This window comes from Bhargavaea ginsengi (genome assembly GCF_900109165.1).
GTDB classification, from domain to species: Bacteria; Bacillota; Bacilli; order Bacillales_A; family Planococcaceae; genus Bhargavaea; species Bhargavaea ginsengi.
Window position 1 is genome coordinate 26243 of record NZ_FNZF01000001.1, and the last position, 25612, is coordinate 51854.

Consider the following 25612-nt stretch of genomic DNA (forward strand, 5'->3'; position numbering starts at 1 on the left):
CATACTTCTATATGGTATTACCCAATTTCCCCGGCCAATGAGCAATCTTAATAAAGAAACGCCCCGGTCATGCAAAAGTTGCATGCCGGGACGATGATCCGGTTTGTTTTTTAAAACCTCTTCTGTCAGCTCATCCTGCCACGGACGAGATGCTGTTTTCGTTCTTCTGCAATGGCTGCAAAATAGCGGGTATACGCCGATTCTCCTGAATAGGTAAGGCACAGATATTCTTGGGCCCGCGTCATTGCAATGTAAAGAAGAGATGCTTCCCGCTCCTCGTCCTTTTCCAAAGGGAGCGGCAATAGGTCAATATGCACGATAAAGACTGCCCTGAAATCCAGTCCCTTGCTGCTGTCGATTGTACTGATTGTGACAGCTTCTGCATTGCGGTCATAATTCCTTTTGGACTCCGGGGTTTCGGTCAGCCAGTAAGAAGGGAGATTTTCCTTTTCGAGTGCTTTCTGCAGAGCATCTACATAGTCATGGCCTCCCCATTTGCGGACCCGATAAAGTATCAGCATGCCGGAAAGGGGAATATGGCGCTGTTCGTGAAGCAGCCGGATCTGTCTTGCGACAAATGCCGCCTCCTCTAAGAAATCCTTTCTCCTGATGATTCCTGGTTCATACCCGTTCCGCTTGGTGCTCTGTGGTGCGATGATCTCCCCTTCGAACTCTTTAGTGACCACTTTGTTTTTCAAAGTTGAATGCTCACGGTAAAAATCCCATGCAAAAGAAACGATCTGAGCGGTATTTCGGTAGTTAATATTGAGCACCTTTGACCGGCCGCGGAAATCAAGCCCTGTGTCTTGTACATAGGAACGCTTTCGCTTGTAGATTGACTGCGCGCGGTCTTCCACGAGGAGAAGCGATTTGGTTTCCGGGTTAAGCAGACTGCTGACCAATCTGAACCACTCCGGTTCAAAATCCTGGCCCTCGTCGATCAGAATAGCATCGTAGGATGGAAGGACAGCCTCACCATGATCGAGTTTGCTTAGGTAATATGGAATCTGCTTTTCACTAATCTTGAGGTCATTCCGGAGCCACGCATGAAAATTGCGGACAAGGATATTCCCCGTACCGGGAATGACTTTTCTTTTTTGACCGTCAGCCAAATCAAAGTCGAACAAGCTGTCCGGTTCATTCATCATGCGCCTGACCAGTGACTCAATGGATCGGGACAAGGAGATATTGTAGCAGAGGATGAGAATCTTCCATTCGGAATGCTCTCTTGCCAAGAGTTTGGCGCGGCTCGCCAGAACGAGCGTCTTGCCGCTTCCTGCAACTCCGCGGATAAGTCGGTTTTTGTCGCCCAGCTGCTTGGCAAGATTCTCCTGATGAAGATCCATCGCTTTCAGGTCACGCAGAGATAGCAGCAATTGGTCTTTATAAGGAACCGGCTCGCGAAATTCTGCGCTGATTCGCACTTCAGGGAACAAGTGGTACCGGATGGAATCGATTTCTTGCCGCCCCAATGGCTCACGCAGCGGGAACGTCATCGAAGACAGTGCATGAATCTTTTCGATAAACTCCTCCCCGGAGAAACCTTCCTGATCGGGATCTATTGCGTCCCGGGTGAATGTCCGTTCCGGATCAAGGACGGAATAAAGATGATCCTTGACCATGTCTTGTTCATGTAGCCTCGTGAACACGGTGCCGAAGCCACACGGGAACTTTAACTTAAACTGATACTTCCCTTCGAGGTGGACAAGCGCCTTATCTTTTTCCAGCACATTTTTAATGTGGAACATGTATTCTTTGGCCTGAAGCATCGGACTTTTCACAGTTGCATGTGTACCGGCCGAAGTCAGCAGTGTCCACTCATCTCTGTTCAATTGATAAAGGGTATTGCGTGTATAGTCTTTCACTTCAAGAACCACCATGCCGAAATCAGGTCCAATCAACACAAAGTCCGGCCTGCGGCCATGAATTTCAGGTTCATAATAGACAATCACATCATCTGGCAGGACTTGCTTCATTGTGCGGAAAAGCAGCCGCTCGCCTGCAGTCGCGGACGACCGGATGGTTTCCGGGATCATATAGGCCAAGGAGACCCCTCCTGTATGGTTAATCTGCATTAATAGTACGTTGTCCGACAATCTTTGGCAATATACGGAACTATTTGTAGAGACATGAAAAAGCACCATCCCAAAAATAAGGGACAGTGCTTTGATGGAGGGTAATCAAACCCGAATCAGTCGCCGACATCCTCGCCGGCTGCCATGCGGTACACTTTTACTTTTCCGGCAAGACGGCGCTCATAGGATGAAAGGGACTGCCGCTTGATTGCTGCGAAATCCAACTCGCTGATCAGACTATGTTTGCGGTTGAGCTCTGCGGCATTGTACCAGGCTGTCTTTTCCGCGTGGAGATTTCGCTCTTCCTCAGCTATGATTTTTGCCATATATTCCGGATTTCGTTCCAAAACCTTTGGCGGCGTCGTTTTCTTCATCTGATAGACTTCCCTCGAAAGCGAGAGCCCGGCAAGGAGTGCCCGGCGATCGAGCGCATGCCCAAGTTCGTGCATGGTGATCGCAGCCACATATGTTTCCAGAGATACCGGGCGTTCCTGCTCGCTGACTGCTTCTTGAATCCGGTCGGGATCATACGTGACATAGTCATGGATAAAGTGGTACGTCATGTTGATGCCGTTCCTCTCTAGACGGACTTCACGAATAACCCCGACATGGTTCATCGTCTCATGGATGATTTTCTCTATTTGATGTCGGTTCACGATCTCATTTCCCCATTTTTAGATTTTTATATTTTGTATTTTAACATTATCTTACTATAAAGTCTTCCTTTGTGTTCATCTGTAAAAAGAGCTTAATATTTAGTAGTGTATTAAAATTGTTACTTGTGAGAAATAGCATTGTGTCAAGATGTAAAAAATCAGTCAAACCCTTAAGAAATATTACTTTTATGGTTATCTATCTTCAGTAAAAAATTTTACAATTATTACGATTCTTCTTCAGTGGTTTAGAAGTTCTATAAGCGGCAATACAATGGTTGAAGCTGCACATAGCTTCTTTCCAATAATAAAATTGAGGAGGAATGCAACATGGCAGACAACAGAAACAAGAACAGCAAAATGTCCCGAGAAGAAGCAGGCCGTATGGGCGGAGAAGCCACTTCCAACAATCACGACCAGGACTTCTATGAAGAAATCGGGCGTAAGGGCGGAGAAGCGACCGCCGAAAACCACGACAGTGATTTCTACTCGGAGATCGGGCAAAAAGGTGGAGAAGCCACTTCCGAAAACCATGACCGCAGCTTCTACGAGGAAATTGGTGAAAAAGGCGGAAACGCCCGAAACAACAATAACAACAACTGATTTAAGGCTCCCCACTCAACACCGAAAAAGGAGAATTCAACATGGCTAACAACAATAACAACAACCGCAAAATGACAGTTGAAGAAGCTGGCCGTAAAGGCGGAGAAGCGACTGCTCAAAATCATGGCCAGGAATTCTACGAAGAAATCGGACGAAAAGGCGGAGAAGCCACTTCAAATAACCATGATCGTGATTTCTACGAGGAAATTGGTGAAAAAGGCGGAAACGCCCGAAACAAAAATAATAATAACAACAATAATAACAATTAATCGCCGTTCCTGCAAAACACGGGTGAGGACACTTCCTCCCCGTGTTTTTTGTTTGCCTACCTATCAAAGAAAAAAACGGAGAGCAGAATGTTTCTGCTCTCCAGTGAGGCGGTCGGAAGATAAATAAAAGAAATTGATAAAGGCATCATTAATACTTCCTTTTGTCGACCACTTCATATGTTTCATCACAAATTTCAATCTTGCTCGGGCTGTTCGCTTTAGCAAGGATGATCGCCTCGGCGATGGCCTCGTCTTTATAAATGAACATCTCTTCCAAATCCTGATTTCCCATGGTAATCATCCAACGAGAAGCTTCCTTGTCCGGTGCAACACGATAGCACTGCATGAACGGTTTCCACTCCTTACATAATGGTCCCGGCAATGCCGGGTTTAGGGCTTGATATCATTCTGTATCCTATTCACCATTTTGTCAAACTTTTTTTAGGGCTTTCGATCTTGGTTAAATTGTTTATAAAACCAGGCCTGTTTGTGAAATATTTCTCATAGCGCTCCATTCGTAGTCTGTACCCAATAGGACGTTGTCCATCTCATTTTTTCGTGTTTTGTCCTGTGCTCTGCCATAGGTGAGATTTTCAGGACAATCCACCGGACCGAGAAAGATCAGAACCGCACCTTGAATATGTCCGATTTTATTATGCGCACCAGTGATTCTGTTATTCACCCCGGTAAACTTATCTTTTGGACTGACACAAAAATACCCCGGGACACTTGTCCCGGGGCGCTTTCACATCAATTGATATTGATGTAGATCTTGCCGTTTGCAGTTTTGCGGGCTTCGTTGCCGAAGTCGTCTTTAACCTTCACTTCAAGCTGCGCACCGTTTGCTTTCATACCGGCAGGTACTGTCCAGTAGCCGACATAGTGGCCCGGAGACGTTTCCATCATCGGGAGTTCAGTCGGGTTGGTGGACGGCAGATTCGTCAATGGCATATGAATGACGAAGCTTGCCTTGAGGCCAGGTGTGCTGTCGAACTCGAACATGAAGGATTGGCCTGTTTTCAGGTTAACGTCTTCTTCCGGCATGAGATTTTCGATGGCAGGCGCATCATAGTTTGCCTGAATCGTTACACTCTCGGTTGCCTGGTTTCCTGCAGCATCCTGCGCAACCACTTCAATAAGGTTGGCGCCATTGTCCAGAAGGATCCGCTTCGAATATTTGCCGTCACGGACGTCAGCCTTTTGGCCGTTGACTTCAACCCAATCCAAGTTGGCGTCGGATACAGAACCTTGGACCGTTACAGTCTCACGGTTCGTCTTTTCGCCGTCTGCCGGGCTGTCGATCGTGAGCTCAGGCAGAGCTGTGTCGAGTGTAACCGTGACCGGAGCGGATACCCCTGTTTCCCGGCCGTCCAGAAGCGAAGTGGCCGTGAAGGTGTTCTCTCCTTCAGCAAGCGTCAGATCGAACGAGAACTTGCCATCATCGCCGACTGTCGCTGTGCCGACTTCCTCACCATTGTTGTCGAGACGGATTTCGGTTGTAGCCGATGCCGTACCCTCAACCGTGATGTCTGCTTCATTCGTCAGCTGGCCATCGGATGGGTTCGTGATGACCGGGGTCGCGACTTCATAATCCACCTGTGCACGGATCATGTAGTTACCTTCTTCTTCAGGAACCGGGGACCACGCACCGCCTACAAACTGATAGCTGCGATTTGCATTTGGTCCGTTTTCATCCGTTGCAAGTCCCGGAGTGTTCGGGTTGGCGTGGGACTGGATGTAGACCATGTAGAAATCTTTCCCGACATTGATGCCGTGTTCTTTCAGGTCGACAACCGTCCACTCACCGTTCCGGAGTGCAGTCGCCTCAAATGGTCCGGCAAGTTTCTCACCAGGAGCGCCATCAGTGCCGGATGCATCCCAGACTTCAACTGCAAAGTCTGTTCCGCCCGGTACCGGCCAGGAAGTATCCCAGAAGCTGAAGACCCCTGCAGAGACGATCCCCTGCTCTTGCCCTTCAGGAAGAGTCATCTTGACTGCCCAGCCGTTGCCCGCATCGTAGAATGCACGTGCGTTCTCGCCTGTGCCGTCGTCATAGCCGATTTCCCCGCCCGGTACTGTGTAGAACGGCTCCAGCGTGATGTCATGAACTGCCGGCTCATCGCCGATTGTGACATTCACTTCTGTGCCGTGGTAGCCGGATGCGACGATTTTCAGCGTGTAGTCGCCTTCATAGGCTTCGATTTCGTAGCGGCCATCGGCATCGGTTGTGACCGGTGCGATGTTCGCATCTTCCACGAGGAGGACGGTAGCGCCCTCGACCGCCGAACCGTCTGCGGAATCTGTGATGGTGCCGGATACCGTGTTCATCGGAATTTCCTCGAGGACGAAGTTAGCGGTTGCAGTTTCGTCCGCTCCGACGGATACGCTCTGGTTATCAGAACGGAAACCGTATGCTTCTGCGACAAGCGTGTAGTCGCCCGCTGCCGTACGCATCGAATACGTGCCGTCCGCCGGGTTCGTATAAACCGAACTGCCTGTTTCAAGGACGCTTACCTGCGCATTGAGCGGAAGCAGCATCGGTGCCGGCTTCTGGCCGTCTTCAACAGGTTTCACTTCGTTTTTCGGCATGACCGGCTTGATCGTCGTTGGATCAATCGGATCGCCTTTCTTCAGAGCTTCGTTTTCCTTCTTGATCACGCCGAGCTGCTTGCCGTTGTTACCGGCTTTAGCACTTCCGTTTGTCTTGCCTTTTGCTTTGCCATTATTGCCTTTGACCGCTGCGGATGTGGACTCGGATGTGTCAGAAAGGGCGACATCATCGAGGTACCATCCGTCACGGGTCACACTGCCGTCCGAGAAAGCGTTGAAGCCGATGTAAACGCGCTGTCCGGCATACTCGGAAAGGTCAACTTCGACATCTGTCCAATCGCCAGACTCGCCCTGGACCATGAGAAGCTGAGTCCAGTTCTCGTAGTCCGTGGAAATGACCACGTGACCGTAATCCCATGCGCGGCCTGTGGATGTGGATTGCTCAAAGTTGTGCCAGTGCTTGAACTGCAGGTAGCTATTGCCTTCAGGAAGATCAACTGGAGGCATGACAAGCGTTGCGTTCATGTTGCTCGCGTACTGTCCTGCAAGATTGGTAGCAAAGACGTTTTCTCCGGATGCCGCATTGCCCGGTCCGGAAGTCGGTGCGCCCTGCTCCCAGCTGTTCTCATTACCGAACGAGAGCCAGCCTGTCGCATCCGCTTCAAAATCTGTCGAGTAACCAGTTGTAATACCCGGTTTGACTGTTACGGAATACTCATCCGATGTCACTGCATTGTTGCCGAAGTCATTGATCGTGAACGAGTAGTTGAACTGCTCGCCTCCAATGTGATCACCAGGCACAGTGACCGCATAGGTACCTTCTGTGAAGTTGCCTGCAGTGCGGACGAGTTCCTCGGATTGAGCGTTGCCCTCAGCATCCGTATAGTTGATCACTGCGGAGCTGACCGAGATATTGTCAGTAATGTCGACTGCGAGAGTCAGGTCCATGCCGGCATAGGTTTCAGCCGGTGCGGTGTGGCTGAACTCAGGCGCTTCTTCATCATCGCCTTCCTTCATGACCTGGCCTTCGATCGTGCCGATGCCCGACATGAGAGAGGATACGGCAGCCATCGCATCAACAAGACCGTATCCGTAGCCGTGGTTCGGGACGGTCGGATATTCTTCGTCTGTCAATGGTACAGCAGTATCGATGAGGATTTGTTCCATTTCATCGACTGTGATGTCGGCATCCACTTGACGGAGCATAGTAGCTACAGCCGACACTGCAGGTCCTGCCATCGACGTGCCGTTCCAGCCGCCTTCATATCCGCTTCCCGGTACCGCCGAGCGGATGTTTACACCCGGAGCAGAAATGTCCGGCTTGATCTCGTCATATGGAGATGGACCTCGGAGCGAGAATCCTGCCACTTTGTTGTTGATGTCAGTGGCACCGGTTGCGAATGACTCAGGATAGTTGGCAGGTGAAGCCACAGATCCCGGGCCGCCCGGATTGAAGAGTGTCGTGTTGCCGGCGGAAAACTCAGGGAAGATCTGAGCTGCACGCCAGTTCTGAACGACTTCAAGATACCACTCGTCCAGCCCCGGTCCGCCGCCCCACGAGTTGTTGACGACATCTGGCGCCATGTCTACACGTGCATTGCCTTCGGAGTCAGTCGGAGCCAGGATCCACTGTGCAGCTGCAAGAAGATCGCTGTCCGTGCCGCCAGCAGCTGTGAATGCCTTGACGGCGATCCACTTCGCACCAGGTGCGACGCCGACCTGGTTGCTGCCGTCCGGCTCTGCACCGACCATCGTACCTGTCACGTGAGTACCGTGACCCTGGTCGTCGTATGGCGTTGTGTTGCCTACCGTCGCATCGAACCAGTTGTAATCATGGCTGGCTTCGCCGGTCGCCGAATTGTAGCCGCGGTATTGTTCTTTCAGCGCCGGGTGGTCCCATTGGACGCCGGTATCGATGCTGGCCACTACCGTGCCGGTTCCGTCAATGCCGAGGTTCCACGCTTCAGGGGCTTTAACCCGCTCAACGTTCCACTCGACGTTTGCGACTTTAGACTTCGGAGTTTCCGCTTCCGGTGTCTTCGTCACAAACAGCTGACGGTTCTCGTCCGGCAGAATTTTTTCGACTTCGCTGAAGCCTGCGATTTTCTCAGCGACTTCCTTCGTTGCGGTGACTGCCATCCCGTTGACGATATGGTAAGGACGGACATTTTCGGCTTCCCCGCTCTTTTCCAGCACCGTCAGATACTTTTTGACGTCGGCCTGGGAAGTCTGTGCGGTCGCCTTTAGTTCAGAGACAACAGCCGAGCGTGCAGCAAGCTTAGTCTGATGTGAGGACAAATCAGCTTTCTGGGCCGCTTCCCTCGCAGACGCCGCTGCCTTTGCAGTATCAGCCTTGTCCTTGAACTTGATAAGGAAGTTGACTTTTTCATCATTTTTGAACTCTGTGAGCAGCCGGTCGCTGAGTTTTGCCTGCGCTTCCTTGGCTGTATCAACCGCCGATACACTCGTCCGGCTTTCCGCGGATACAAGTCCCGGTGCGATTAGTGACGAAACCATCAGCACTGTGGCGGCCATGTTCAATAACTTGGTGGATTTCTTCTTTGATCCCGGCAATGCGTTTCCTCCCCTTCGAATGGTAATGCCCGGTCCTGTTCGAGCCGCCCATTCCCCGGGAAGAAAAAAGACGGCCCATGTCCCACTCCTCCTTTCCGTAAGTAAGTGTTCTGATCATGTTGCCGTCCCGCATCTGAGTTGTTAGCACTACTATACAACGAAAAAACTGATATTTTTGAATTGTCGATAGGTGTAAATTGGAAATGCTCCATTGGGACTGATGCCATCAGGGTAAAAAGTCCGGTATAATACACTTCCTGTTTAATAGGTGAAAGGCAAGTTTGCTTGAAGGACGCGGAGTCATGAATGGGTCTTTAGGATATGCAAGGATGCATATTCTGCATGATTATGGAAAATGATTCTTTTGGTAGGCTGGAACACCATGGAATTTTCAAGATCGTTTAAGGTCAGAATTTCTTCCATGCAGAAAGACCCATATATTCCAATCTGATGAACCCATCTACTCATATGCTTAAAAAATATTAAATAACCAAGCAAATATCGGCAGAAAAACCAGGACTATACTCTCGTATTTTCCGAGTGTTTCTTTTTGACGGTTGTTGTAATCTGTTTGTAATGTTTAGGTAACAAAGAATTAATGTTCTCCTCTGTGCCATGGACAAGTTTTCTTTTGGTTGCGCATAAAAGTGGCATAACTTAAAGGTATACGAATGCATTAAAATAGCTGAAATTAGAAAAAGAGCCCCAAAAGAGGCTCTATTCTTTGCATATAAAAAGCCGGTGATGCAAACCTTTCCTTTATATCACTTCACTGTTCATTTACTCAGTTGACGTAGCAGATTGGCCATTTCGATGGCTGCGGTTGCGGATTCCGCCCCCTTATTCCCTGCTTTTGTGCCAGCGCGCTCGATTGCCTGCTCGATTGTATCCGTTGTGATCACACCAAACATGACAGGTACTCCTGTGTCTGCAGACGCTTTGGCCACCCCTTTGGCTGCTTCTGCGCAGACATAGTCGAAGTGGGCTGTCGCGCCGCGAATTACCGCGCCAAGTGTAATGACAGCATCATACTTGCCGGAAGCTGCGAGTTGTTGTGCAGCAAGCGGAATTTCAAAGGCTCCCGGCACTTTTGCGACGGCAATGTCTTCCTCATTAACACCGTGTCGCCGTAGAGTATCCAGGGCACCCTCAACCAGTCTTCCTGTGATGAATTCATTGAACCGTCCTGCAACAATCGCGATCTTTAGACCTGTTCCTACTAAATTCCCTTCCAACACATTGACCATTTCCTTGTCCTCCTCAAACATGGAGCAGATGCCCCAGCTTTTCCATTTTAGTATTTAAATATCGGTGATTTTCCGGTATTGGCTCCGTCTCGATCGGCAGCCTCTCTACAATTCGGATACCGTAATGGGTGAGCCCATCCACTTTTCTTGGGTTGTTAGTCATCAGGCGAATACTTCCGGCTTCCAAGTCCTTCAGTATCTGTGCCGCAATCGCGTAATCCCTCATATCGGCCGGGAAACCGAGCCGTTCGTTGGCCTCAACGGTGTCCAATCCCTCTTCCTGAAGACTGTACGCCTTCAGTTTATTAATGAGGCCGATGCCGCGGCCTTCCTGTCTCATATAAAGCAGGATCCCCTGCCCCTCTTCCTGCATCTGCATGAGAGCTGCATGAAGCTGCGGGCCGCAGTCACATTTGCTGGAGCCGAAAACATCGCCTGTCATACACTCAGAATGGATGCGCACGGGGACGGGACCGTCTTCAGGGATTTCGCCCTTGATCAAAGCAAGATGCTCCTGTCCGGTCAGCCGCTCGGTATAGCCAATCAACCGGAATTCTCCAAAATGGGTAGGCAGCCTGATTTCTGCTTCCCGGGAGACCAGGAATTCCTGCGTTTTCCGATACTCGATCAATTGTTGGATCGTAATCAGCTTGAGCCCGAACCTCTCTGCCATAACTGTGAGCTCGGGAAGACGGGCCATTGTGCCGTCGTCATTCATAATCTCGCAGATGACGCCGCCCGGAGAATGCCCGGCAAGCCGGGCCAGATCTACGGCCGCTTCTGTATGTCCGGGGCGTTCCAGTACTCCACCTTCTTTAGCAATGAGCGGAAAGATATGCCCTGGCTTGCGGAAATCATCTGCAGGAGCAGCGGGATCCATTGCACGGCGGATCGTCTCCGCGCGTTCCTCGGCACTGATGCCTGTAGTCGTCGTGACATGGTCGATGCTGACAGTGAATGCGGTGCCAAAAGAATCGGTGTTCTCAGCAGCCATCAGAGGCAGCTGAAGGGCAGACGCCTTATCTTTCGTGATGGGCATGCAGATCAGCCCCCGGCCATGCTTTGCCATGAAGTTCACGATTTCCGCATCAGCCAGTTCCGCGATGGACACCAGGTCCCCCTCATTTTCCCGGTCCTCATTATCAGTTACAATTACGGGACGGCCCGCCTTCAGGTCTTGCAGTGCTTCTTCAATTGTCGAAAACATTGTGTTCTCCCCTTTCATCATGCAAACCCGTTTTTCTGCAGTGTATTGAATGTGACTCCGTTTTTCTGTCCGGCAAATGGCTGCAGCATCCGTTCTGCATACTTGGCCAGAATGTCACACTCCAGATTGATCCGGTCACCCGGTTTCTTGGATCCGAGGATAGTTACAGCCTGCGTGTGCGGGACGAGCGATACGGTGATCGAATCTTCTCTGGCTTCAAAAACAGTAAGCGAAGTCCCGTCCAACGCAACCGAACCTTTTTGGATCAGGTAGGCCGAAAACTCATTTGGAATCGTCAGATCCAGGTATATTGCATTGCCTTCCGTCCGTTTTGATCGGATCATCGCAGTGCAGTCGATATGACCCGAAACGATATGGCCACCCAAACGGCTATCGGCTCTGAGTGCGCGCTCAAGGTTAACAGGTGTTCCGGATTTCACGGTCGCAAGAGACGTCGCCTTTAATGTCTCCGGCATGAGGTCTGCCGTAAATGCCTCCCTGGAAAAGCCTGTGACGGTCACACATACGCCGTTGACCGCGATGCTGTCGCCGAGCCGCACATCTTCCAGGACGGCCGAGGCTCCGATTTTCAGTGTCGCCGCGTCCCGACCTGGTGTTACGGAGCGGACAGTACCAATTTCTTCGATGATTCCAGTGAACATAAGATCATCCTTTCTGCAGCGACGGATAGTCGCAGTGCTGAAGTTCCATATGATATCTGAAGGGACCGGTATCAGGAGATCCGTGTCCGGTATTACTTGAAAGGGATCGTTTCCTCCGCGGGGCAGACGGGAGGTTAGGAGAGAGATTGTGGAGTGGTGCAGGCCTTGTCAGGCAGGTACGTATACGGCTGATATGCCGTCGATTAATCTTCTTGTGCGAAAGCGTTCTGTCCTGCCGTCGGCTGATGCGGCGGACCCATGGGTGTTGCCTCGTGTTCCAGTGCAACTATAGCAGTCAAAATGCATGATGGCGCATTTCACGATAAGCGGGATTCGCATTTTTAGTAAATGACTACTCCCTGAAATGCCTATGCTTCCTGCAGCGCCGGTGCGGGCCGGCGCAAAAGGAAATTTCTCGACGGATATGCCATGATCGAGTGGAAGTACCGTATTCATGTAAGGTTCAACATACAAATTCCTGGCTCCTTTCGTCTTTGAACTCAGCCTGTTTCTACCGCAATCACACAGAAAACCCCGTATCAACTTAAGATACGGGGCTTGAAAGCATAGCTAAATAAACGCTGAACACTGTTGTGTTCAAACGCGGCTCCTTCTCCCATCCAGACTTTAACTGTCGGTCCCGGAGTTGCACCAGGTCCACCGTACGAATACGGGTCACGGACTGAGGGCATGCGCCCATCACCGCCGGTGGGGAATTTCACCCCGCCCCGAAGGATTGCCTATTCAAGTATGGAGTCATTGTTTCATAACAAGATCGGCAGTACAAGAGGATATTTATGTTTAAGTACATTTGAACCATGGAATGAAGATTCGCGAAAAAAAACCGAAAGGCAAATGGCCTCCCGGTCTCATGGGCATTTACCCCATAATATGATAGCCGCCGTCGACATAGATGACTTCTCCTGTCACGCCTGTTCCCATATTGGACAGGAGTGCAACTGTCATGTCGCCGACTTCCCGCTGGTCGACATTACGCTTGAGCGGGGCAGTTTCTTCGATCTGGTGCAAGATCGTGTTGAACGACGGCACGCCTTTCGCTGCCAGAGTGCGGATGGCGCCCGCCGATACCGCGTTTACCCGAATGCCATCTTTGCCTAGGTCGTTTGAAAGGTAACGGACAGATGCTTCAAGGGCCGCCTTCGCGACGCCCATGACATTATAGCCGTCCAGCACGCGCTCCGCTCCGAGATAAGTCATCGTTACGATCGCTCCGCCTTCAGTCATATAAGGCTTCGCTTCACGTGCCACCGCTATCAGGGAATACGCGCTCGTATCCTGTGCGAATGCATAGCCGTCGCGGGACGTCTCGACGAAGTCACCTTTCAGGTCTTCGGCTTTTGCAAAAGCTACCGAGTGGACGATGCCATGGATTGTTCCAACTTCTTCACCGATTGCGCGGAAGGCTTCTTTGACGCTTTCGTCGTCATTCACGTCACATTGGACAACCAGACGCGCTTCATATCCTTCCTTGTCCAGTGCGCGCTCGAGTTTTGCGCGGGATCGCTCCTGGCGATTCGTAAAAATCAGGTTGGCCCCTGTTTCATGCAATTGCTTGGCGACACCCCAGGCAAGGCTGCGTTCGTTCGCAACGCCCATGATTACAATATTTTTCCCTTCCAGTTTCAGCAGATCTCCCATTCTGAATACCTCCCGGACGATTAATACCAGTCATTAGCATCTGGTGCTAACGAAAGTATATCACAGGAAGCTGTACCGGGGTGCAGAAGAAATAAAAAAAGCACTTGTTACCCGGTGCATGCTTAATCACGATTTACTGTTCTTATAATCCGCCGCAGCCTTGATGAATTTATCAATGATGGCCTTGGATGGCTCGTGGCCCTTAAGTGCAAAATTTTCCGGATGCCACTGTGTGGCCAGGACGAACCGCTTGTCAGTCAATTCGATGGCTTCGGTCAGGCCGTCCGGGGACTGCGCTGCAATCTCCACACCTTCACCGATTGTTTTGATCCCCTGGCTATGGGAAGAGTTGACCCGTGTCCGGCCTCCAGGGAAAAGCGGCGGCAAAATCTCGCCTCCGACAATGTCCACATGATGGACCGGATGCTCCCTGCCATGTTCCTGCTTATGTTTAAGCGGGTCATCCAGCTGTTCCTCGATGCACTGATACAATGTTCCTCCGGTCATGACATTGAGCATCTGTGCGCCCCGGCATGTCCCGAAGAATGGCATATCCCGAGCCAGCACATTTTTGATGACACAAGAATCAAATTCGTCCATCTCGAAGTTAAGCTGGCCGGTTTGCGGCATGGTCTCTTCTCCGTACAAATCAGGGTCGATATCCCATCCGCCGGTCATGATCACCCCGTCAACAAGGTCCAGAACTTCATCCAACTGATCTGAAGGGACGATTGGAAGCATGATCGGGATGCCGCCTTCCTGAATGACGACTTCCGGATAGACTGGCTGTAATTTATAGTCATACAGATTTTCCTGCTGTTGTGCGGTAATGCCTATAATCGGTTTCATATCAATCAACTACTTTCTTAGTTTGTGTATGATGATATTGAAGTTCCCGTTTATAGGCATACATTAAACTAGAAAAAAAACCCTGATTCCTCGGAATATTCGCACGTCCATTGACGGTCACTGTCGATTCCTGTATATTGAGGAGTAGTTCCGGCCATGCTGGACAAAGACATTTGTGCTTTGGAGGGATGGGCATGTACCAGGGCAAGGTGAAATGGTTCAGCAATGAAAAGGGCTACGGATTTATTGAACTTGATAACGGCGAGGACGTTTTCGTGCACTACACCGGAATCACCGGTGACGGATTCAAAACCCTCGATGAAGGCGAAACCGTTTCATTTGAAGTGGTGGAAGGCAATCGCGGTCCCCAAGCCGCAAATGTCGTGAAATTAGACGCACAATGAAACAAACAAACCCCGCTTTGCAATTGCAGAGCGGGATTTTCATTGTCCGAGCTTATTCAGTTCAGATCCGAGAAAGCGGAGCTGCTCTCCGACGGTGCACTGTTTGATGCAAAAGCGGTGCGCAGTCGCTTTGCCCTGCTCCGAGCGAAGCTGTTTTTTCAGGAAACAGCCGTCGCAATAGCGGTCCAGCAGTTCATCAATATCCTGTATCAGGTCCATTTTATTCAACAGCGTTCACTCCAGTTTACTGATTCCCACATTGTACCGGCTTCCCGTCCTCATTTCAAGCAGCTGGGATGCGTGCCGGAAGGAAAGGTGGTTCTTCAAGATGCTTGAAGTCTATATCGACGGTGCGGCCGCAGGCAACCCGGGGCCAGCGGGCATCGGAATATATATCCGCGGCGAGGGACACGAGGTGAGCATCTCCGAGCCCGCAGGAGAGCTGGATAATCATACTGCAGAATTCATGGCTCTTTTGAGGGGCGTGGAGGAAGCATCAAAATTATCATCAGGAATGATCTCTGTCCGTTCTGATTCCAAGGCGGTGGTCAGTGGCGTGGAAAAGCGATATGCGAAAAACCCTTTACATATGGATATGCTCAATCAGGCGCTTCAAATCGCAGACGGATTCGATTTCTTTTTCATTAAATGGATCCCCGACAGTCAGAATCGGTCTGCGGATGCGCTCGCAAGGTCTGCCATCAGGAGGAAGTGATTTTTAGTATGGCCTGGCACTACGGGGGAATTCATCCGGGAGCAGAATTTAAAAACGGAAGCCGGCGTTTGCATTGCCGGCTTCCGTTTTTTTAATCCATTACTTTCATGAAAACGACTGTTCCTGCATCAGCGTCGTAAAGAACCCAATTGCGGTCACCGACGACGGCTCCTACATTGACAAATGTACGGCCCTTCGTCACATCATACGGGACACCGAAGCCGACCTCTTCCACCTGGCTGTCAATGGTCAGGCCTGATTCATGGCTGTGGCCATAAAAGATCAGATTACGTCCTGTTTCGGGAAAGACGGGCAGCCACGGCTCCCCTCCCCATTCCCATTGGTGACCGTGGATCACGTCCGCAGTTCTTTCAATTCCGATTCGTTCTTCCATCGTACGGATTCTCAACAGGAGTGGCTCGTCGGATTCGGTGATCTGTGCAATCCGCTCTTCCTGGTTGCCCCGGACCGAAGGAAAAGTCAGCATGTCAATCAGCTCATCAGAAAACAGCATGACATCCTTAAGCCTCCCGAATCGCTCGAAAGGCGCCCGCTTCTTGCTGATGATGCATTCAAACAGGTCGCCGGTTCCGATCATCTCGGCATCCGGGGCCTGTTTTTGAATATCGTTCAACACATCCTTCAGATCCTCTACGGATGAATGGATGTCTCCCAAAAGCGCATACCTCATTCTCTACCCCCAGCATCAGTCGTATCGTCATAGGTCCGGATATAAAAACCCCCTGTCTCTGACCATTCACAATAGAGGATGTTTTCTTTATCGTGATAGCCCAAATCAGCGAGCTGGTCATGGAGCCACTGCTTGCTCTTACCCACCAGTTCAAGCATATCCTCTTTGATAAATCCGCCATCGATGAGCAAGACAGACGGGTCTTCTTCCGGCTTTTCAATATTCAGGTCGCCGACGGTTGCCGGCTTGTACTTGGCATACGTATTGATCGAGACGGAGCCGCCCGGCTCGATGATCAGGTCCTTCACCTCACGCAGTGAAAAAATCCCCTGTTGACGCAGCATGATACGGAGCTGCTCCATTTCCATCATATTGCGGTCCATCCTATTCGTATTCAGCTTTCCGTCCTTGACAATATAGTCTGGGGTGCCCATGAGAAGCACCCGCGCCCTATCGGACTTCTCTGCAACCTTCTCAATGATGAATACTATAATCCCAAATAAAATGAGCGCAAAGATCAGCATCCAGATGGACACCTTGTCATCGTAGACGGATTCTTCGAGAATCCCTCCGAAAATCAGGAGATAGACAATATCGAACGGTGTCATCTCCGCAAGTTCCTTCCGTCCGAGAATGCGTATGATCGTGAGCAGGAACACAATTCCGATGACCAGTTTCCCGGCAATCAGCAAATAATCCAAGGCAATCCCTCCGTGACAATGATTCTTTCATTATCACGATAGATACCCTGTTCCTACTTATTTAAATCTGGCACTGTCTGGCAAAGTGCGGATCAGTCGTTTTCCTTCTCCACCGGATTGTCCGGGTCAGATACCCAGTCGCTGTAACTCCCGACGTAGAGACGCAGATCCTGGTGTCCGATATGGTCCAGCATGGCGAAGAGCGGTGCGGCCGTCACGCCGCTTCCGCAGTATACCGTGACTTTTTCATCAGGGGCTAAAACGCCCCTGAGAGATTGTTCCGTTGTTTCTCCTGTATCGAATAGGCCTTCCTTTTTCAGGCGAGTCCAGTCGAAATTACGGGCACCCGGGATGTGTCCGGCTACAGGGTCCAGCGGTTCATGCTTCCCTGCATAGCGTTCGGCAGCTCGTGCATCGAGCAGGACACCCGCTTCACGGCCTTCCGAAATCACCTTGACGTCATCCCTTGACGCCAAAAGGTGTTCCTGCCAGTCCGGTTTCACATCCGAGACATGCGGCCGGCACGGTTCCGCATCAACCGGGTAGCCAGCTGTCCGCATACCGTTGAACCCTTCTTCCAAGATGAAGGCCTGAGTGAATCCGCCATATCGCAGCAGGAAATAAGCACGTGCGGCGAACGGCTCGCCTCCTCCGTCATAAATCAGAATCCGATCGTCGAGGGACAGGCCGCTCCGCCGGAAAAGCTCAGTAAGCTTTTCGCGCGAAGGCATCGGGTGACGTCCGCGGTCCGATGCCATGTCTGACATGTCTTTTTCAAGATCCCAGTAAACCGCCCCAGCAATATGTCCTTCTTGATATGCTTTCCTGCCTGCTTCCGGGTCACCCAGCGAAAACCTGGCATCGATCAGCTTGTAATAGCCCTCAGACAAATCATCCACTGATTTGAACACGTCCGTCACCTGGATCCCTCCAATTCGCAAATGGCTTCATATACCTCTTTCCATTCCTGCAGATTCACTGTCTTTTCAAGAACTTCTCTCTCCGAAGCGATGCGGGCAAGAGCACCATGCAACAGATGTTGACGGAGACCTTCAGACTCCAGTTCGGTCCACTGGGTGAAGTCTTCAATCATCCGCTTCTTCTCATTCTCCACATAGGCCTCTGCATCCTTCTTAGCGACTGCTTCCAGTGCATCGCGAAGCTTATCACGCCCGCCTCCCTCGAAGAAGTCTTTGTCATTCTTATACAGACGGTTGACTGACGCGTGCTTGTTCGGATCCGGATAAACCGCCGGGAATGCGAGGCTTGCCTTGTCCTCGGGCTCGTACGGCGTCATGGAGAACATGGCATCCATGTCCCGGAGTTTCCGCTGCTCTTCGATGAACCTCATGCCAAGCCTGCGGATGGTAAAGTTCATGAGCCGGAAGTCAGTGACCTTCATTTCCTGGACAATGTCGAATCCTACTGCATCGAGCGCTTCCCGCAGCGCAATGGAGAGGGCTTCCCTGGACGGCTTGGCCGCGAATGTTGCCGGGTTATATGCTTCACCGAAGAATTCATTGAACCGGAAGAATACGCGCTGGAGCACATAGTACAGCAACTCGTCCAGCTCAGCCTTGGAGTCATTCAGGATGACCGGCGCAGCCGATTGTGCGTAACGCTTCCGCAGTTCCTGCTCAAAACGGCGGAGCTCTTCCATCCGCTCCTCTTTTCTGGACCGGTTCCGTTCTGTCCGCTCGATGAGTTCTCCGAGCCGCTCAGCTGTCTTGCGGCTTTCCTCATTGAGTGCCTGGACGGCCAGGCCGCTCAGTTCGTCACCAAGGAAGTGATGGAACGCTTTTTCAAACTCCGGCATGCCGGATTCGAGGTCCGACTGCTCCTGCTTTTCCTTTAATGCAAGCAGGCTTGAGATACCGTAGAGCCGAGGGTTGCGGATGCCGAAGCGCTGGAGTTCGCCTCCGACGTACTGCTTGACCATGTCCGCTTCCTCTTCATTTGCCGCAAGGTCGATAGCGTTTACGAGGAAGAACATCTTGTCCATTTCGAACGCATCCTTCACCCGGCCGAGCTGGATGAGGAATTCCCTGTCCGCTGCCGCAAACGCGTGGTTATAATACGTCACGAACAGAATCGCATCCGCGTTGCGGATGTACTCAAATGCGACATCTGTATGCCGGGCGTTGATCGAGTCTGCCCCCGGCGTGTCAACGAGGGTGATTCCCCTTCGCGTCAGCTCGCAGTCATAGAAGAAATCGATCGATTCGACAAAGCAGCTGCGGCTTTCGTCGGCGACATACTTGCGGAACTCGTCTTCTTCCACATTGACTGTCTGCCCGAGCAGCATGCCCCGTTCCGGATACCCGTCACGGAATGCCCGGATAAACGAGCGGTGAAGCTGCTTTCCGTCTTCGATGTCTTCCTTTCCGATTGCATCGTCGGCTTGCCGGAACGCTTCATCGAGCGAGCGGACGGTCATGCCGAGCTGGGCAAATGCGCGTGTGACGTCTTCCGTCATGGCGTCCGGAGATTTCAGATGGATGTCTGCGGTGCCGCTTTCGTGTTTGGCGCTTGCCGGACGGATCCGGTTAATGGCGGCAGTGGTCGGGTTCGGTGACACAGGAAGCACCGATTCCCCGATCAGGGCGTTTGAAAACGATGATTTCCCGGCACTGAATGCGCCGAACAGAGCGATTGTGAAATCCTGCTTGCCGAGCCGGTCCGCTTTACGCATCAGATAATCCGCAGTTTCCTGGAAGCCAGGAATCGGACGGACCTTTTCAGCGATCAATGACGCCTGGCGGATCGCCCCTTCGGTATCCACATGGCCAATTTCCTCACGCACGGATTCTTCTGATGTCACTTCCTGCTCCACTTCCTTGCCGGGTGCCATTGATGGGTCAAATTCGATCACCGACTCCATCAATGTCCGTTCTTTGGCCTCCCAGTTATCGGCGAGCAGCCCTGCTTCCTTCTTTAGTCCGGACGGCGGTGATTCAAGTGATTTTCGGAAGTCTGTGATTTCGCTATCAGCCTCTTCAATGGCGCGGATTGCGTCCGCTTTCCTGCTGAGCACGGAAGACTGCTGAAGCTCGGAATCCGTCCGTTCGTTTGCCGCATCGGCAATCCGTGCAGTCTGTTCGTTTTTCCATTCGTCGGTTTCTCGGATAAACCAGCGGATGGTTGACTGTCGCACCGATTCCGTGAAGTTCAATACCGTATCCCCGGTAACAAGTGCCCCTTGCGGCACCTGACTTTCAATGACCGAAAGCGGCAGATCGAAATCCAAATTGTCGATCCGGAGCGCTTCTTCGTCGGTCAGGAGGCCTGCTTCCCTGACTGCAGTTTTCATCAGGCCGCGAAGGTGGACCGCCACCTGAGCATCCGTGGTTTTCCGGTATGTGGAAAGAACTGCTTCCGCCCGGCGCTGCCTTTCCTCCTCGGTCTTTTTCCCGCTGAACAGGAAGCCGACCTTGAACGACTTTGACTGTGCTTCCAGATAATCTTTCATGAGATCGCGTACTTCAAACGGCATAAGCCCGGCATTTTCAAGGAGATCCTTCCGCTTGGACTCAAAGTCATCCTGCCAGCGTTCAGGCGACAGCAGCTCGACCCGCCTCGAAGCATCGGCCGCTTCTTCCTTGATTTCCTCACGGCGTCCCCACTCTTCTTCCGACAGGACATCCGCATAAGTCGCCTTTCGCTCTTCCCGCTCATCTTCCAGGAACCGGATGTGTTCATCGGCAAGCTTTCGCAGAGTGCCTTCACCAGATGCCAGGAGGGACTCTTCGCGGTTTTGAATGGATGTCGCGACCAGAGTTTCTACTTTCTCAAAATCATTATGCGGAAGGTTACGCTCGCGCAGGGAGGTGAAAAAGATCCCTTTCGGATGGACACCCCATGAACCAAACGATTCCCGAACGGAATTTTTGAAGTCTTCGAAGCTCAGCTCTGCCTCGCGGTGCTTGTCGATCTGGTTGACGATCAGATACACATTTTCGTTATAGGTCATCAGGTTCTTTGTGAACGTGAAGTTGAGCCCTGACTGGACGTGGTTATAGTCCATGACATAGAACACCAGGTCCGCCACGTGCAGGGATGACTCTGTCGAAAGACGGTGTGCATCATCAGTCGAGTCGACACCCGGTGTGTCCATAACGGTCACGCCTTCCGGGAGTGCAGAATCCTTGTGGCCTACCTCGATTTCGGAGACGGCCTGGCCGTCTTTAGAGAATTCCTTTACATAGCTGACATCAACATCACCCGTGAAGCGGATCGGCGCGCCGTCCGTCCGGTGGATTATGGCGAAGTCATCATCTGCTTTATGTACATTTACGATATTGGCACTTGTCGGAATCGGCCCGGTCGCCAGGATGTCGACGCCTGTAAGGGCGTTGATCATGCTTGATTTCCCTGCGGAGAAGTGGCCCGCAAATCCGACAATGTAATCGTTCTTCATCAGTTTCCTAGCAAAACGCTCCGCTTTTTCGGCGCGCTCACGGTCCCCGTTCTCACGGAAAAGCACCGCCAGCTGAGCCGCCTGCCGGATTAAAGTTTCGTGTTGTTGTGCAATTTGCGCCATAGGCCATAAATCTCCTCTGTCTCTATTTTCTTGTGCTATCATATCATTTTTTCACTGTAGCGTGGCAGAGGAGAAGGAATTGGGGCAGCACCGGTTAGGAACCGGGAGACTCCAGCTAAGATTAAGGCGTTGCCGCCGCTAATCCGTGACATGCCGGCGCGAAGCCCCCTACCTGCCACTATCCTGCCAATCGCACAACAAAAAAACCTTCCGCATTATGCGGAAGGCAGGCTGTCTGGCTGAACAGGAAGAACCTTAAGGATCTCCTCTTCAGCTTTCAGATCATTTTCGTCAAGCAGCAATTGAATATCTCCATGGTCCTCGGACGTCCGGATCAGACGGCCTATGCCTTGCCGGAGGCGCAGAAGCATGTAAGGCAGATCGATGTCGCGGTGGGCATCTTCAGCGAACCGGCGCTTCGCTTCGAAAAGCGGGTCGTCCGGCGGGTACGGAAGATCGTGAATAATGACGCGGGTCAGCGCCTCACCCGGTATATCGAGTCCCTCCCATAGATGCCAGGAGCACAGCACCTGTGCCTTGCCCTCCTGGAAATCACGGACCATCGCGGACAGTGCACGGTCTCCTTCGAACAGGAAGCGAGGGTCACCACCAGTCGCTTTCCGGAAAACATCCATTGTAGCCTTTGACCGGAAGAGAATGAGTGACTGCTGTCCATCATCTTCTGTAAGCCGTAAAACTTCAGAAGCTTTGTCGGCAGCATCCGTCACCCTGATCTTCATCACTTCATCGTACTCAAACGGCGACTCGACGGAGAAGGACTTGTGATCACGGATACCGAGAGAACCGGCAAGGAAAGAAAAGTCTCCGTCCACCGACATCGTCGCGGACGAGAAGATGACTGGCATCTTCTTCGAGAATAACAGTTCCTCCAGCATATCCGTCACTAAACGCGGCATGATGACGAGTGTCTCATCACCGTTTTCATCTTCCAGCCAGTCTACCGCTTCCCCGTTCTCGCAGAAAAGCTTCATTGAATGGATATATTGCTCAAGGTATTCTTCTGCAATCTTCAAGTCGTATTCCGGGATGACATAAAGGTCAGAATCGAATACGAGCTCTTCAAGGATATCGATGGCAAGCTTCACGACTGTCGCAGCATGATCGCCGATCGCCTTGGAGCGAACGATCGCGCGGCGGTCACCCTCTCCTTGTGCTGATTCATGCAGCAGGCGGAACAGTTCCGCGTGACGGTCGATCAGCGCCTCCATGAGGACCAGCGTCTTCTCGCGGACACCATCGACCATAATGCGTGACAATACCGTATCAATGGTACGCTCCTGTACGCGGTACGTGAACGCCTTTTGCGCTGCATATTCCAGAAGATGGCCTTCGTCGAATACGACAACGGAGGATTCCGGCAGGAGCGGAAGCTGGCCCTGGCGGCTGCGGGACTCTTTCGTCCAGAGATGTTCCATATAGAAGTCTTGAGAGCAGATGATCAGATCGGTCGAAGCCCGGTAGTGGTTCCGGTGGAGTGTCTGGCCGCAACGGTTACGGAGTTCGCACGAACCGCACTGGTAAAGCGGATCGTAGTTGACCGAGCTCCAGTCCTCGTCGGACAGGTCCGGATAATCAGAGCGTGCGCCGTACGGGTCAAGCCGCATCATCGAACCGTGGCCCCTTACAAAGTCCGGCAGGCTGGCGTCGATGTCATCAGCAACGTCCGTTACGCCTTTGGATTCATCGAGGCGCTTGAGACACAGATACTGCTCACGGGACTTTGCAAGACGGACGTCAACTATCAGTCCGAGCGCCCGCTCCAGCTTGCCGATATCTCCGGTTTCCTTGACCAGCTGGTCGATAAGTGTCTCGTCGGCACATGCAATGATTGCGGGCTTCCCGGTGTATCGCGCATATGCGACAGCGGGCAGCAAATAAGCGATCGTCTTGCCCGTGCCGACCCCCGCTTCCGCGAACAACACCGACTTGTCCTTGAGCGCCTGGCCAATCTGGAATGCCATGAACACCTGCTCATCTCGCAGGTCAAAGCCCTTCTCGGTCAGCTCATCGTACAGCACATCGCCGATCCAGTCGTCGAGTGACTCAAAAAACGACCGCTCCCGGTCCAATGCAAACGGAATCGCCTGTTTCAATCGAAAGCCCCCTGTAAACGTAATGAAAGCATTTTTCCAATCTGGCGGAAAAATGCACGATTTTATGAGTATAGCACGCCATGAAAAAAGTGGGAAGCATTTAAGTCTATGCTTCCCACCAGTTGTCCGTTTCATTCAAGACGGATCGTCACGTCGCCTTCGATGTAATTCGGATAGGCGAAGAAATGGATGGTGATCGGATTCACGTAATCTCCGTTTGTGAACCTCATGTCATTGTAACTGTATTCGCCGATATGCCAGGCACCGCCCGATGAAAGGTCGATTGTTGTCCCATTAGCATCAACCGCACTCCCCAGGTATCCGTAGCCGAACTCAGGACCCGTCCGGAGCTGCGTTTCAACCAGTGTCGGTGACAGCTCCGTCACTGCAAGCTTTCCGTCTGACGGTGTCTCGAGAACTTCACCGGTAAGTGTATTGACGACGAGCTTCTCGGTTTTGTCGAGGGCCTGCATCCGATTCATGCGGAAGACCATCAGATCGGGCTGCTCGAAATAGTTGCTCTGCAGGAAGTAGAGATCAGTGCCGTCTTCATCCTGCGTTGCAGTCATTCCGTTTGTGATCCGGCTCCATACTTCCCCGTCCCCGTCCTCGATCCGGAGATCCTCATACTGCAGGATGTCCATCGCGTTTCCCGGATCTTCCTTTATTTTGACGGCGACTTTCAGCGGATGGACCGTGATTGATTGGATGGTGAGTTTTTGCCCATCTACAGTGACCTTTCGATCCAGTTCGTACACCTTGCCTTCCGCGACAGGCTTCTTGATGGAGAACGGAAGGCTGAATTGATGGTCTTCCGCATCACGAATACTGAGTTTTAATTCGAATTCCTGACTATCCGTCGGCAGCGGTTCGATAAAGTTGTAATGGATCAGCTGCTCATTGCTCATTTTGCCGTCTTCGGACGGATAGTTGAAGCTGATGCCCTGGTGTTCGAGCAGTACATTTCCAGAATAAAGTTCAATTTTGTCGATCTGGGGATTTTTCATACCGGTTGTTGAATCAACCGTGTAGGAAATGACCATCCCGGACTGGTCGACGATGACTCCGTTTAAGGTGACTGTGACGGTTCCGTCCGAGTCGGTTGCATGGATTTCTTCATAATAGTCGTTGGCAATGATCGCCTTCATGCCTTTGTCGTACTGAATCATCTCCACAATCTGCGACATCCCCGGGAGGCTGGAAACAGCGTGGGCAAATGCCGGCGAGACCCTGATGGTCATTACAAAAGCCAGCAACAGGGCAGCAACGGCTGCTGCCGGCCACACTAAGCGCCGGGCTGTTTTTTTTCGGGTATGTTGCTGCTCCGCCTGCCGGACACCCGCCCTGATTGCATTAGACAGTGCTTCTTCCGGAATCGGAATCTGATCCATCTGCTCCTTCATGCTCCGAAGCCGCTCTTCTTCACGCTCAGTCATCTGTGTGCCCTCCCTTCCCGTTTATGAAATCCCGCAAAGTCCGAAGCGACTTGTGTAGGCGGGACTTAACAGTGCCCTCCGGAATTTTCTCGATCTTCGCGATTTCTTTGATCTTCATGTCCTCGAAATACTTCAGATGGATCAGCCGGCGCGACGCCCCAGGCAGGGAGTGGAGGGCCTCCTCAATGATAAGGAAGTCGTCACCGGTATGCCCGATACTTTCCGGCATCCGGTCGGTTACCGGTTCACGCCTCGCATTCTTCAATTCATCCTGGCAGTAGTTGATCATGATCCGCGTCAGCCATGTTCTCGCATATGAGGGCTCTTTCAGCCGCCTGATATTGCGGAAAGCCCTCACCGTCACTTCCTGAACCGCCTCCACAGCGGCATGCTCTGATTTAAGGAAAGCGTACGCCGTACGATACAGCGACACCTTATGCAGCTCCATCAGCTGGACGAACGCCTCTGCATCTCCCCTGATTGAGCGCTCAGCCAGCTCTCTTTCTTCCATGGCCTTCCCCCGCTTCCAATATCTCTGTACTTATTAGACAGGCGAAACCGAGAAAAGTTCAAGGGAAATTGGTGAAATTTGAATTTGTTTTTGAAGAAAGTGTGTTGGGGCGGGATTTTTCCGGAATCGAGAGGCCGCAAAATGAGAAATTG

At 51.7% G+C, this 25612-nt stretch carries 20 protein-coding genes, 1 pseudogene and 1 riboswitch; of the genes and pseudogenes, 4 read left to right on the plus strand and 17 right to left on the minus strand.

Translation table 11 applies throughout. The features are described 5' to 3' along the window. Nucleotides 1-125: 125 nt before the first annotated feature. Together BMX91_RS00115 and BMX91_RS00120 are read right to left on the minus strand one after the other, a co-directional pair. A complete protein-coding gene (locus tag BMX91_RS00115) occupies nucleotides 126-2045 on the minus strand; it encodes a 3'-5' exonuclease (protein WP_092048568.1) in 1920 nt (639 codons plus the stop codon). 146 nt (nucleotides 2046-2191) lie between these two features. Next, nucleotides 2192-2731 (minus strand): hypothetical protein, encoded by a 540-nt coding sequence (locus BMX91_RS00120; RefSeq protein ID WP_092048571.1) that lies wholly within the window; start codon nucleotides 2729-2731, stop codon nucleotides 2192-2194. A 327-nt stretch (nucleotides 2732-3058) separates the two neighbouring features. Here BMX91_RS00120 and BMX91_RS15610 point away from each other — a divergent pair. Next, nucleotides 3059-3325: pseudogene (locus tag BMX91_RS15610) on the plus strand (KGG domain-containing protein); the annotation flags it as partial. 47 nt (nucleotides 3326-3372) lie between these two features. Next, the gene (locus BMX91_RS15615; RefSeq protein ID WP_143059331.1) at nucleotides 3373-3600 is read left to right on the plus strand and encodes a KGG domain-containing protein; all 228 of its coding nucleotides are present in this window, start codon (nucleotides 3373-3375) and stop codon (nucleotides 3598-3600) included. A gap of 148 nt (nucleotides 3601-3748) precedes the next feature. On the opposite strand, the gene BMX91_RS15665 is transcribed toward BMX91_RS15615, so the two are convergent. From BMX91_RS15665 to BMX91_RS00155, 7 genes are all read right to left on the minus strand, one after another. Further along, nucleotides 3749-3901, minus strand: a complete 153-nt coding sequence (locus BMX91_RS15665) for a hypothetical protein (protein ID WP_177168206.1) — start codon at nucleotides 3899-3901, stop codon at nucleotides 3749-3751. A 449-nt stretch (nucleotides 3902-4350) separates the two neighbouring features. Further along, nucleotides 4351-8724: a S8 family peptidase gene (locus BMX91_RS00130; RefSeq protein WP_281242791.1), complete on the minus strand. Its 4374-nt coding sequence runs from the start codon at nucleotides 8722-8724 to the stop codon at nucleotides 4351-4353. 776 nt (nucleotides 8725-9500) lie between these two features. Beyond that, a complete protein-coding gene (gene ribH, locus BMX91_RS00135; RefSeq protein WP_092048573.1) occupies nucleotides 9501-9971 on the minus strand; it encodes a 6,7-dimethyl-8-ribityllumazine synthase in 471 nt (156 codons plus the stop codon). 13 nt (nucleotides 9972-9984) lie between these two features. Then, nucleotides 9985-11178 (minus strand): bifunctional 3,4-dihydroxy-2-butanone-4-phosphate synthase/GTP cyclohydrolase II, encoded by a 1194-nt coding sequence (locus tag BMX91_RS00140; protein ID WP_092048576.1) that lies wholly within the window; start codon nucleotides 11176-11178, stop codon nucleotides 9985-9987. 17 nt (nucleotides 11179-11195) lie between these two features. After that, nucleotides 11196-11840: a riboflavin synthase gene (gene ribE / locus BMX91_RS00145; protein WP_092048578.1), complete on the minus strand. Its 645-nt coding sequence runs from the start codon at nucleotides 11838-11840 to the stop codon at nucleotides 11196-11198. 604 nt (nucleotides 11841-12444) lie between these two features. Next, nucleotides 12445-12580: riboswitch (FMN riboswitch) on the minus strand. 139 nt (nucleotides 12581-12719) lie between these two features. Next, entirely contained in the window at nucleotides 12720-13499 is a 780-nt protein-coding gene (gene fabI, locus BMX91_RS00150; protein WP_092048581.1) for an enoyl-ACP reductase FabI, read from the minus strand. 126 nt (nucleotides 13500-13625) lie between these two features. Then, entirely contained in the window at nucleotides 13626-14348 is a 723-nt protein-coding gene (locus tag BMX91_RS00155) for a gamma-glutamyl-gamma-aminobutyrate hydrolase family protein (RefSeq protein WP_092048582.1), read from the minus strand. 194 nt (nucleotides 14349-14542) lie between these two features. On the opposite strand from BMX91_RS00155, the gene BMX91_RS00160 reads away from it, so the two are divergent. Beyond that, nucleotides 14543-14752 (plus strand): cold-shock protein, encoded by a 210-nt coding sequence (locus BMX91_RS00160; RefSeq protein WP_092048584.1) that lies wholly within the window; start codon nucleotides 14543-14545, stop codon nucleotides 14750-14752. Between the two features lie 39 nt (nucleotides 14753-14791). Here BMX91_RS00160 and BMX91_RS00165 read toward each other — a convergent pair whose 3' ends face one another. Then, complete coding sequence (locus BMX91_RS00165) at nucleotides 14792-14980, minus strand: zinc-finger domain-containing protein (protein ID WP_092048586.1); 189 nt, start codon at nucleotides 14978-14980, stop codon at nucleotides 14792-14794. A gap of 100 nt (nucleotides 14981-15080) precedes the next feature. Between BMX91_RS00165 and BMX91_RS00170 the strand changes: the two genes are divergently transcribed. After that, on the plus strand, nucleotides 15081-15467 hold the full coding sequence (locus BMX91_RS00170; protein ID WP_092048588.1) for a reverse transcriptase-like protein: 387 nt from the start codon (nucleotides 15081-15083) through the stop codon (nucleotides 15465-15467). Between the two features lie 91 nt (nucleotides 15468-15558). On the opposite strand, the gene BMX91_RS00175 is transcribed toward BMX91_RS00170, so the two are convergent. The 7 genes from BMX91_RS00175 to BMX91_RS00205 form a co-directional block, all read right to left on the minus strand. Further along, on the minus strand, nucleotides 15559-16158 hold the full coding sequence (locus BMX91_RS00175; RefSeq protein WP_092048590.1) for a metallophosphoesterase family protein: 600 nt from the start codon (nucleotides 16156-16158) through the stop codon (nucleotides 15559-15561). Further along, on the minus strand, nucleotides 16155-16859 hold the full coding sequence (locus BMX91_RS00180; protein ID WP_092048592.1) for a DUF421 domain-containing protein: 705 nt from the start codon (nucleotides 16857-16859) through the stop codon (nucleotides 16155-16157). Before BMX91_RS00180 ends, BMX91_RS00175 begins: the two co-directional genes overlap by 4 nt. Before the next feature lie 92 nt (nucleotides 16860-16951). Then, the gene (locus BMX91_RS00185) at nucleotides 16952-17779 is read right to left on the minus strand and encodes a sulfurtransferase (RefSeq protein ID WP_092048594.1); all 828 of its coding nucleotides are present in this window, start codon (nucleotides 17777-17779) and stop codon (nucleotides 16952-16954) included. Beyond that, nucleotides 17776-21399, minus strand: coding sequence for a dynamin family protein (locus BMX91_RS00190; protein ID WP_092048597.1), 3624 nt, complete (start codon nucleotides 21397-21399; stop codon nucleotides 17776-17778). The genes BMX91_RS00185 and BMX91_RS00190 overlap by 4 nt, the downstream gene beginning before the upstream one ends. Before the next feature lie 215 nt (nucleotides 21400-21614). Continuing rightward, nucleotides 21615-23513: an ATP-dependent DNA helicase gene (locus tag BMX91_RS00195; protein ID WP_092048599.1), complete on the minus strand. Its 1899-nt coding sequence runs from the start codon at nucleotides 23511-23513 to the stop codon at nucleotides 21615-21617. Nucleotides 23514-23644: 131 nt separating this feature from the next. Continuing rightward, complete coding sequence (locus BMX91_RS00200; RefSeq protein WP_092048601.1) at nucleotides 23645-24949, minus strand: DUF4179 domain-containing protein; 1305 nt, start codon at nucleotides 24947-24949, stop codon at nucleotides 23645-23647. Continuing rightward, complete coding sequence (locus BMX91_RS00205; RefSeq protein ID WP_092048604.1) at nucleotides 24942-25460, minus strand: sigma-70 family RNA polymerase sigma factor; 519 nt, start codon at nucleotides 25458-25460, stop codon at nucleotides 24942-24944. Before BMX91_RS00205 ends, BMX91_RS00200 begins: the two co-directional genes overlap by 8 nt. Nucleotides 25461-25612 lie beyond the last annotated feature (152 nt).

What these genes read in the sequence shown, in the direction of transcription:
- BMX91_RS00170 (WP_092048588.1), top strand. Translation starts at nt 15,081, where the DNA reads ATGCTTGAAGTCTATATCGACGGTGCGGCCGCAGGCAACCCGGGGCCA.
- BMX91_RS15665 (WP_177168206.1), bottom strand. Translation starts at nt 3,901, where the DNA reads ATGATTACCATGGGAAATCAGGATTTGGAAGAGATGTTCATTTATAAA.
- BMX91_RS00175 (WP_092048590.1), bottom strand. Translation starts at nt 16,158, where the DNA reads ATGAGGTATGCGCTTTTGGGAGACATCCATTCATCCGTAGAGGATCTG.
- BMX91_RS00200 (WP_092048601.1), bottom strand. Translation starts at nt 24,949, where the DNA reads ATGACTGAGCGTGAAGAAGAGCGGCTTCGGAGCATGAAGGAGCAGATG.
- fabI (WP_092048581.1), bottom strand. Translation starts at nt 13,499, where the DNA reads ATGGGAGATCTGCTGAAACTGGAAGGGAAAAATATTGTAATCATGGGC.
- BMX91_RS00205 (WP_092048604.1), bottom strand. Translation starts at nt 25,460, where the DNA reads ATGGAAGAAAGAGAGCTGGCTGAGCGCTCAATCAGGGGAGATGCAGAG.
- BMX91_RS15615 (WP_143059331.1), top strand. Translation starts at nt 3,373, where the DNA reads ATGGCTAACAACAATAACAACAACCGCAAAATGACAGTTGAAGAAGCT.
- BMX91_RS00140 (WP_092048576.1), bottom strand. Translation starts at nt 11,178, where the DNA reads ATGTTTTCGACAATTGAAGAAGCACTGCAAGACCTGAAGGCGGGCCGT.
- BMX91_RS00160 (WP_092048584.1), top strand. Translation starts at nt 14,543, where the DNA reads ATGTACCAGGGCAAGGTGAAATGGTTCAGCAATGAAAAGGGCTACGGA.
- BMX91_RS00190 (WP_092048597.1), bottom strand. Translation starts at nt 21,399, where the DNA reads ATGGCGCAAATTGCACAACAACACGAAACTTTAATCCGGCAGGCGGCT.
- BMX91_RS00155 (WP_092048582.1), bottom strand. Translation starts at nt 14,348, where the DNA reads ATGAAACCGATTATAGGCATTACCGCACAACAGCAGGAAAATCTGTAT.
- ribE (WP_092048578.1), bottom strand. Translation starts at nt 11,840, where the DNA reads ATGTTCACTGGAATCATCGAAGAAATTGGTACTGTCCGCTCCGTAACA.
- ribH (WP_092048573.1), bottom strand. Translation starts at nt 9,971, where the DNA reads ATGGTCAATGTGTTGGAAGGGAATTTAGTAGGAACAGGTCTAAAGATC.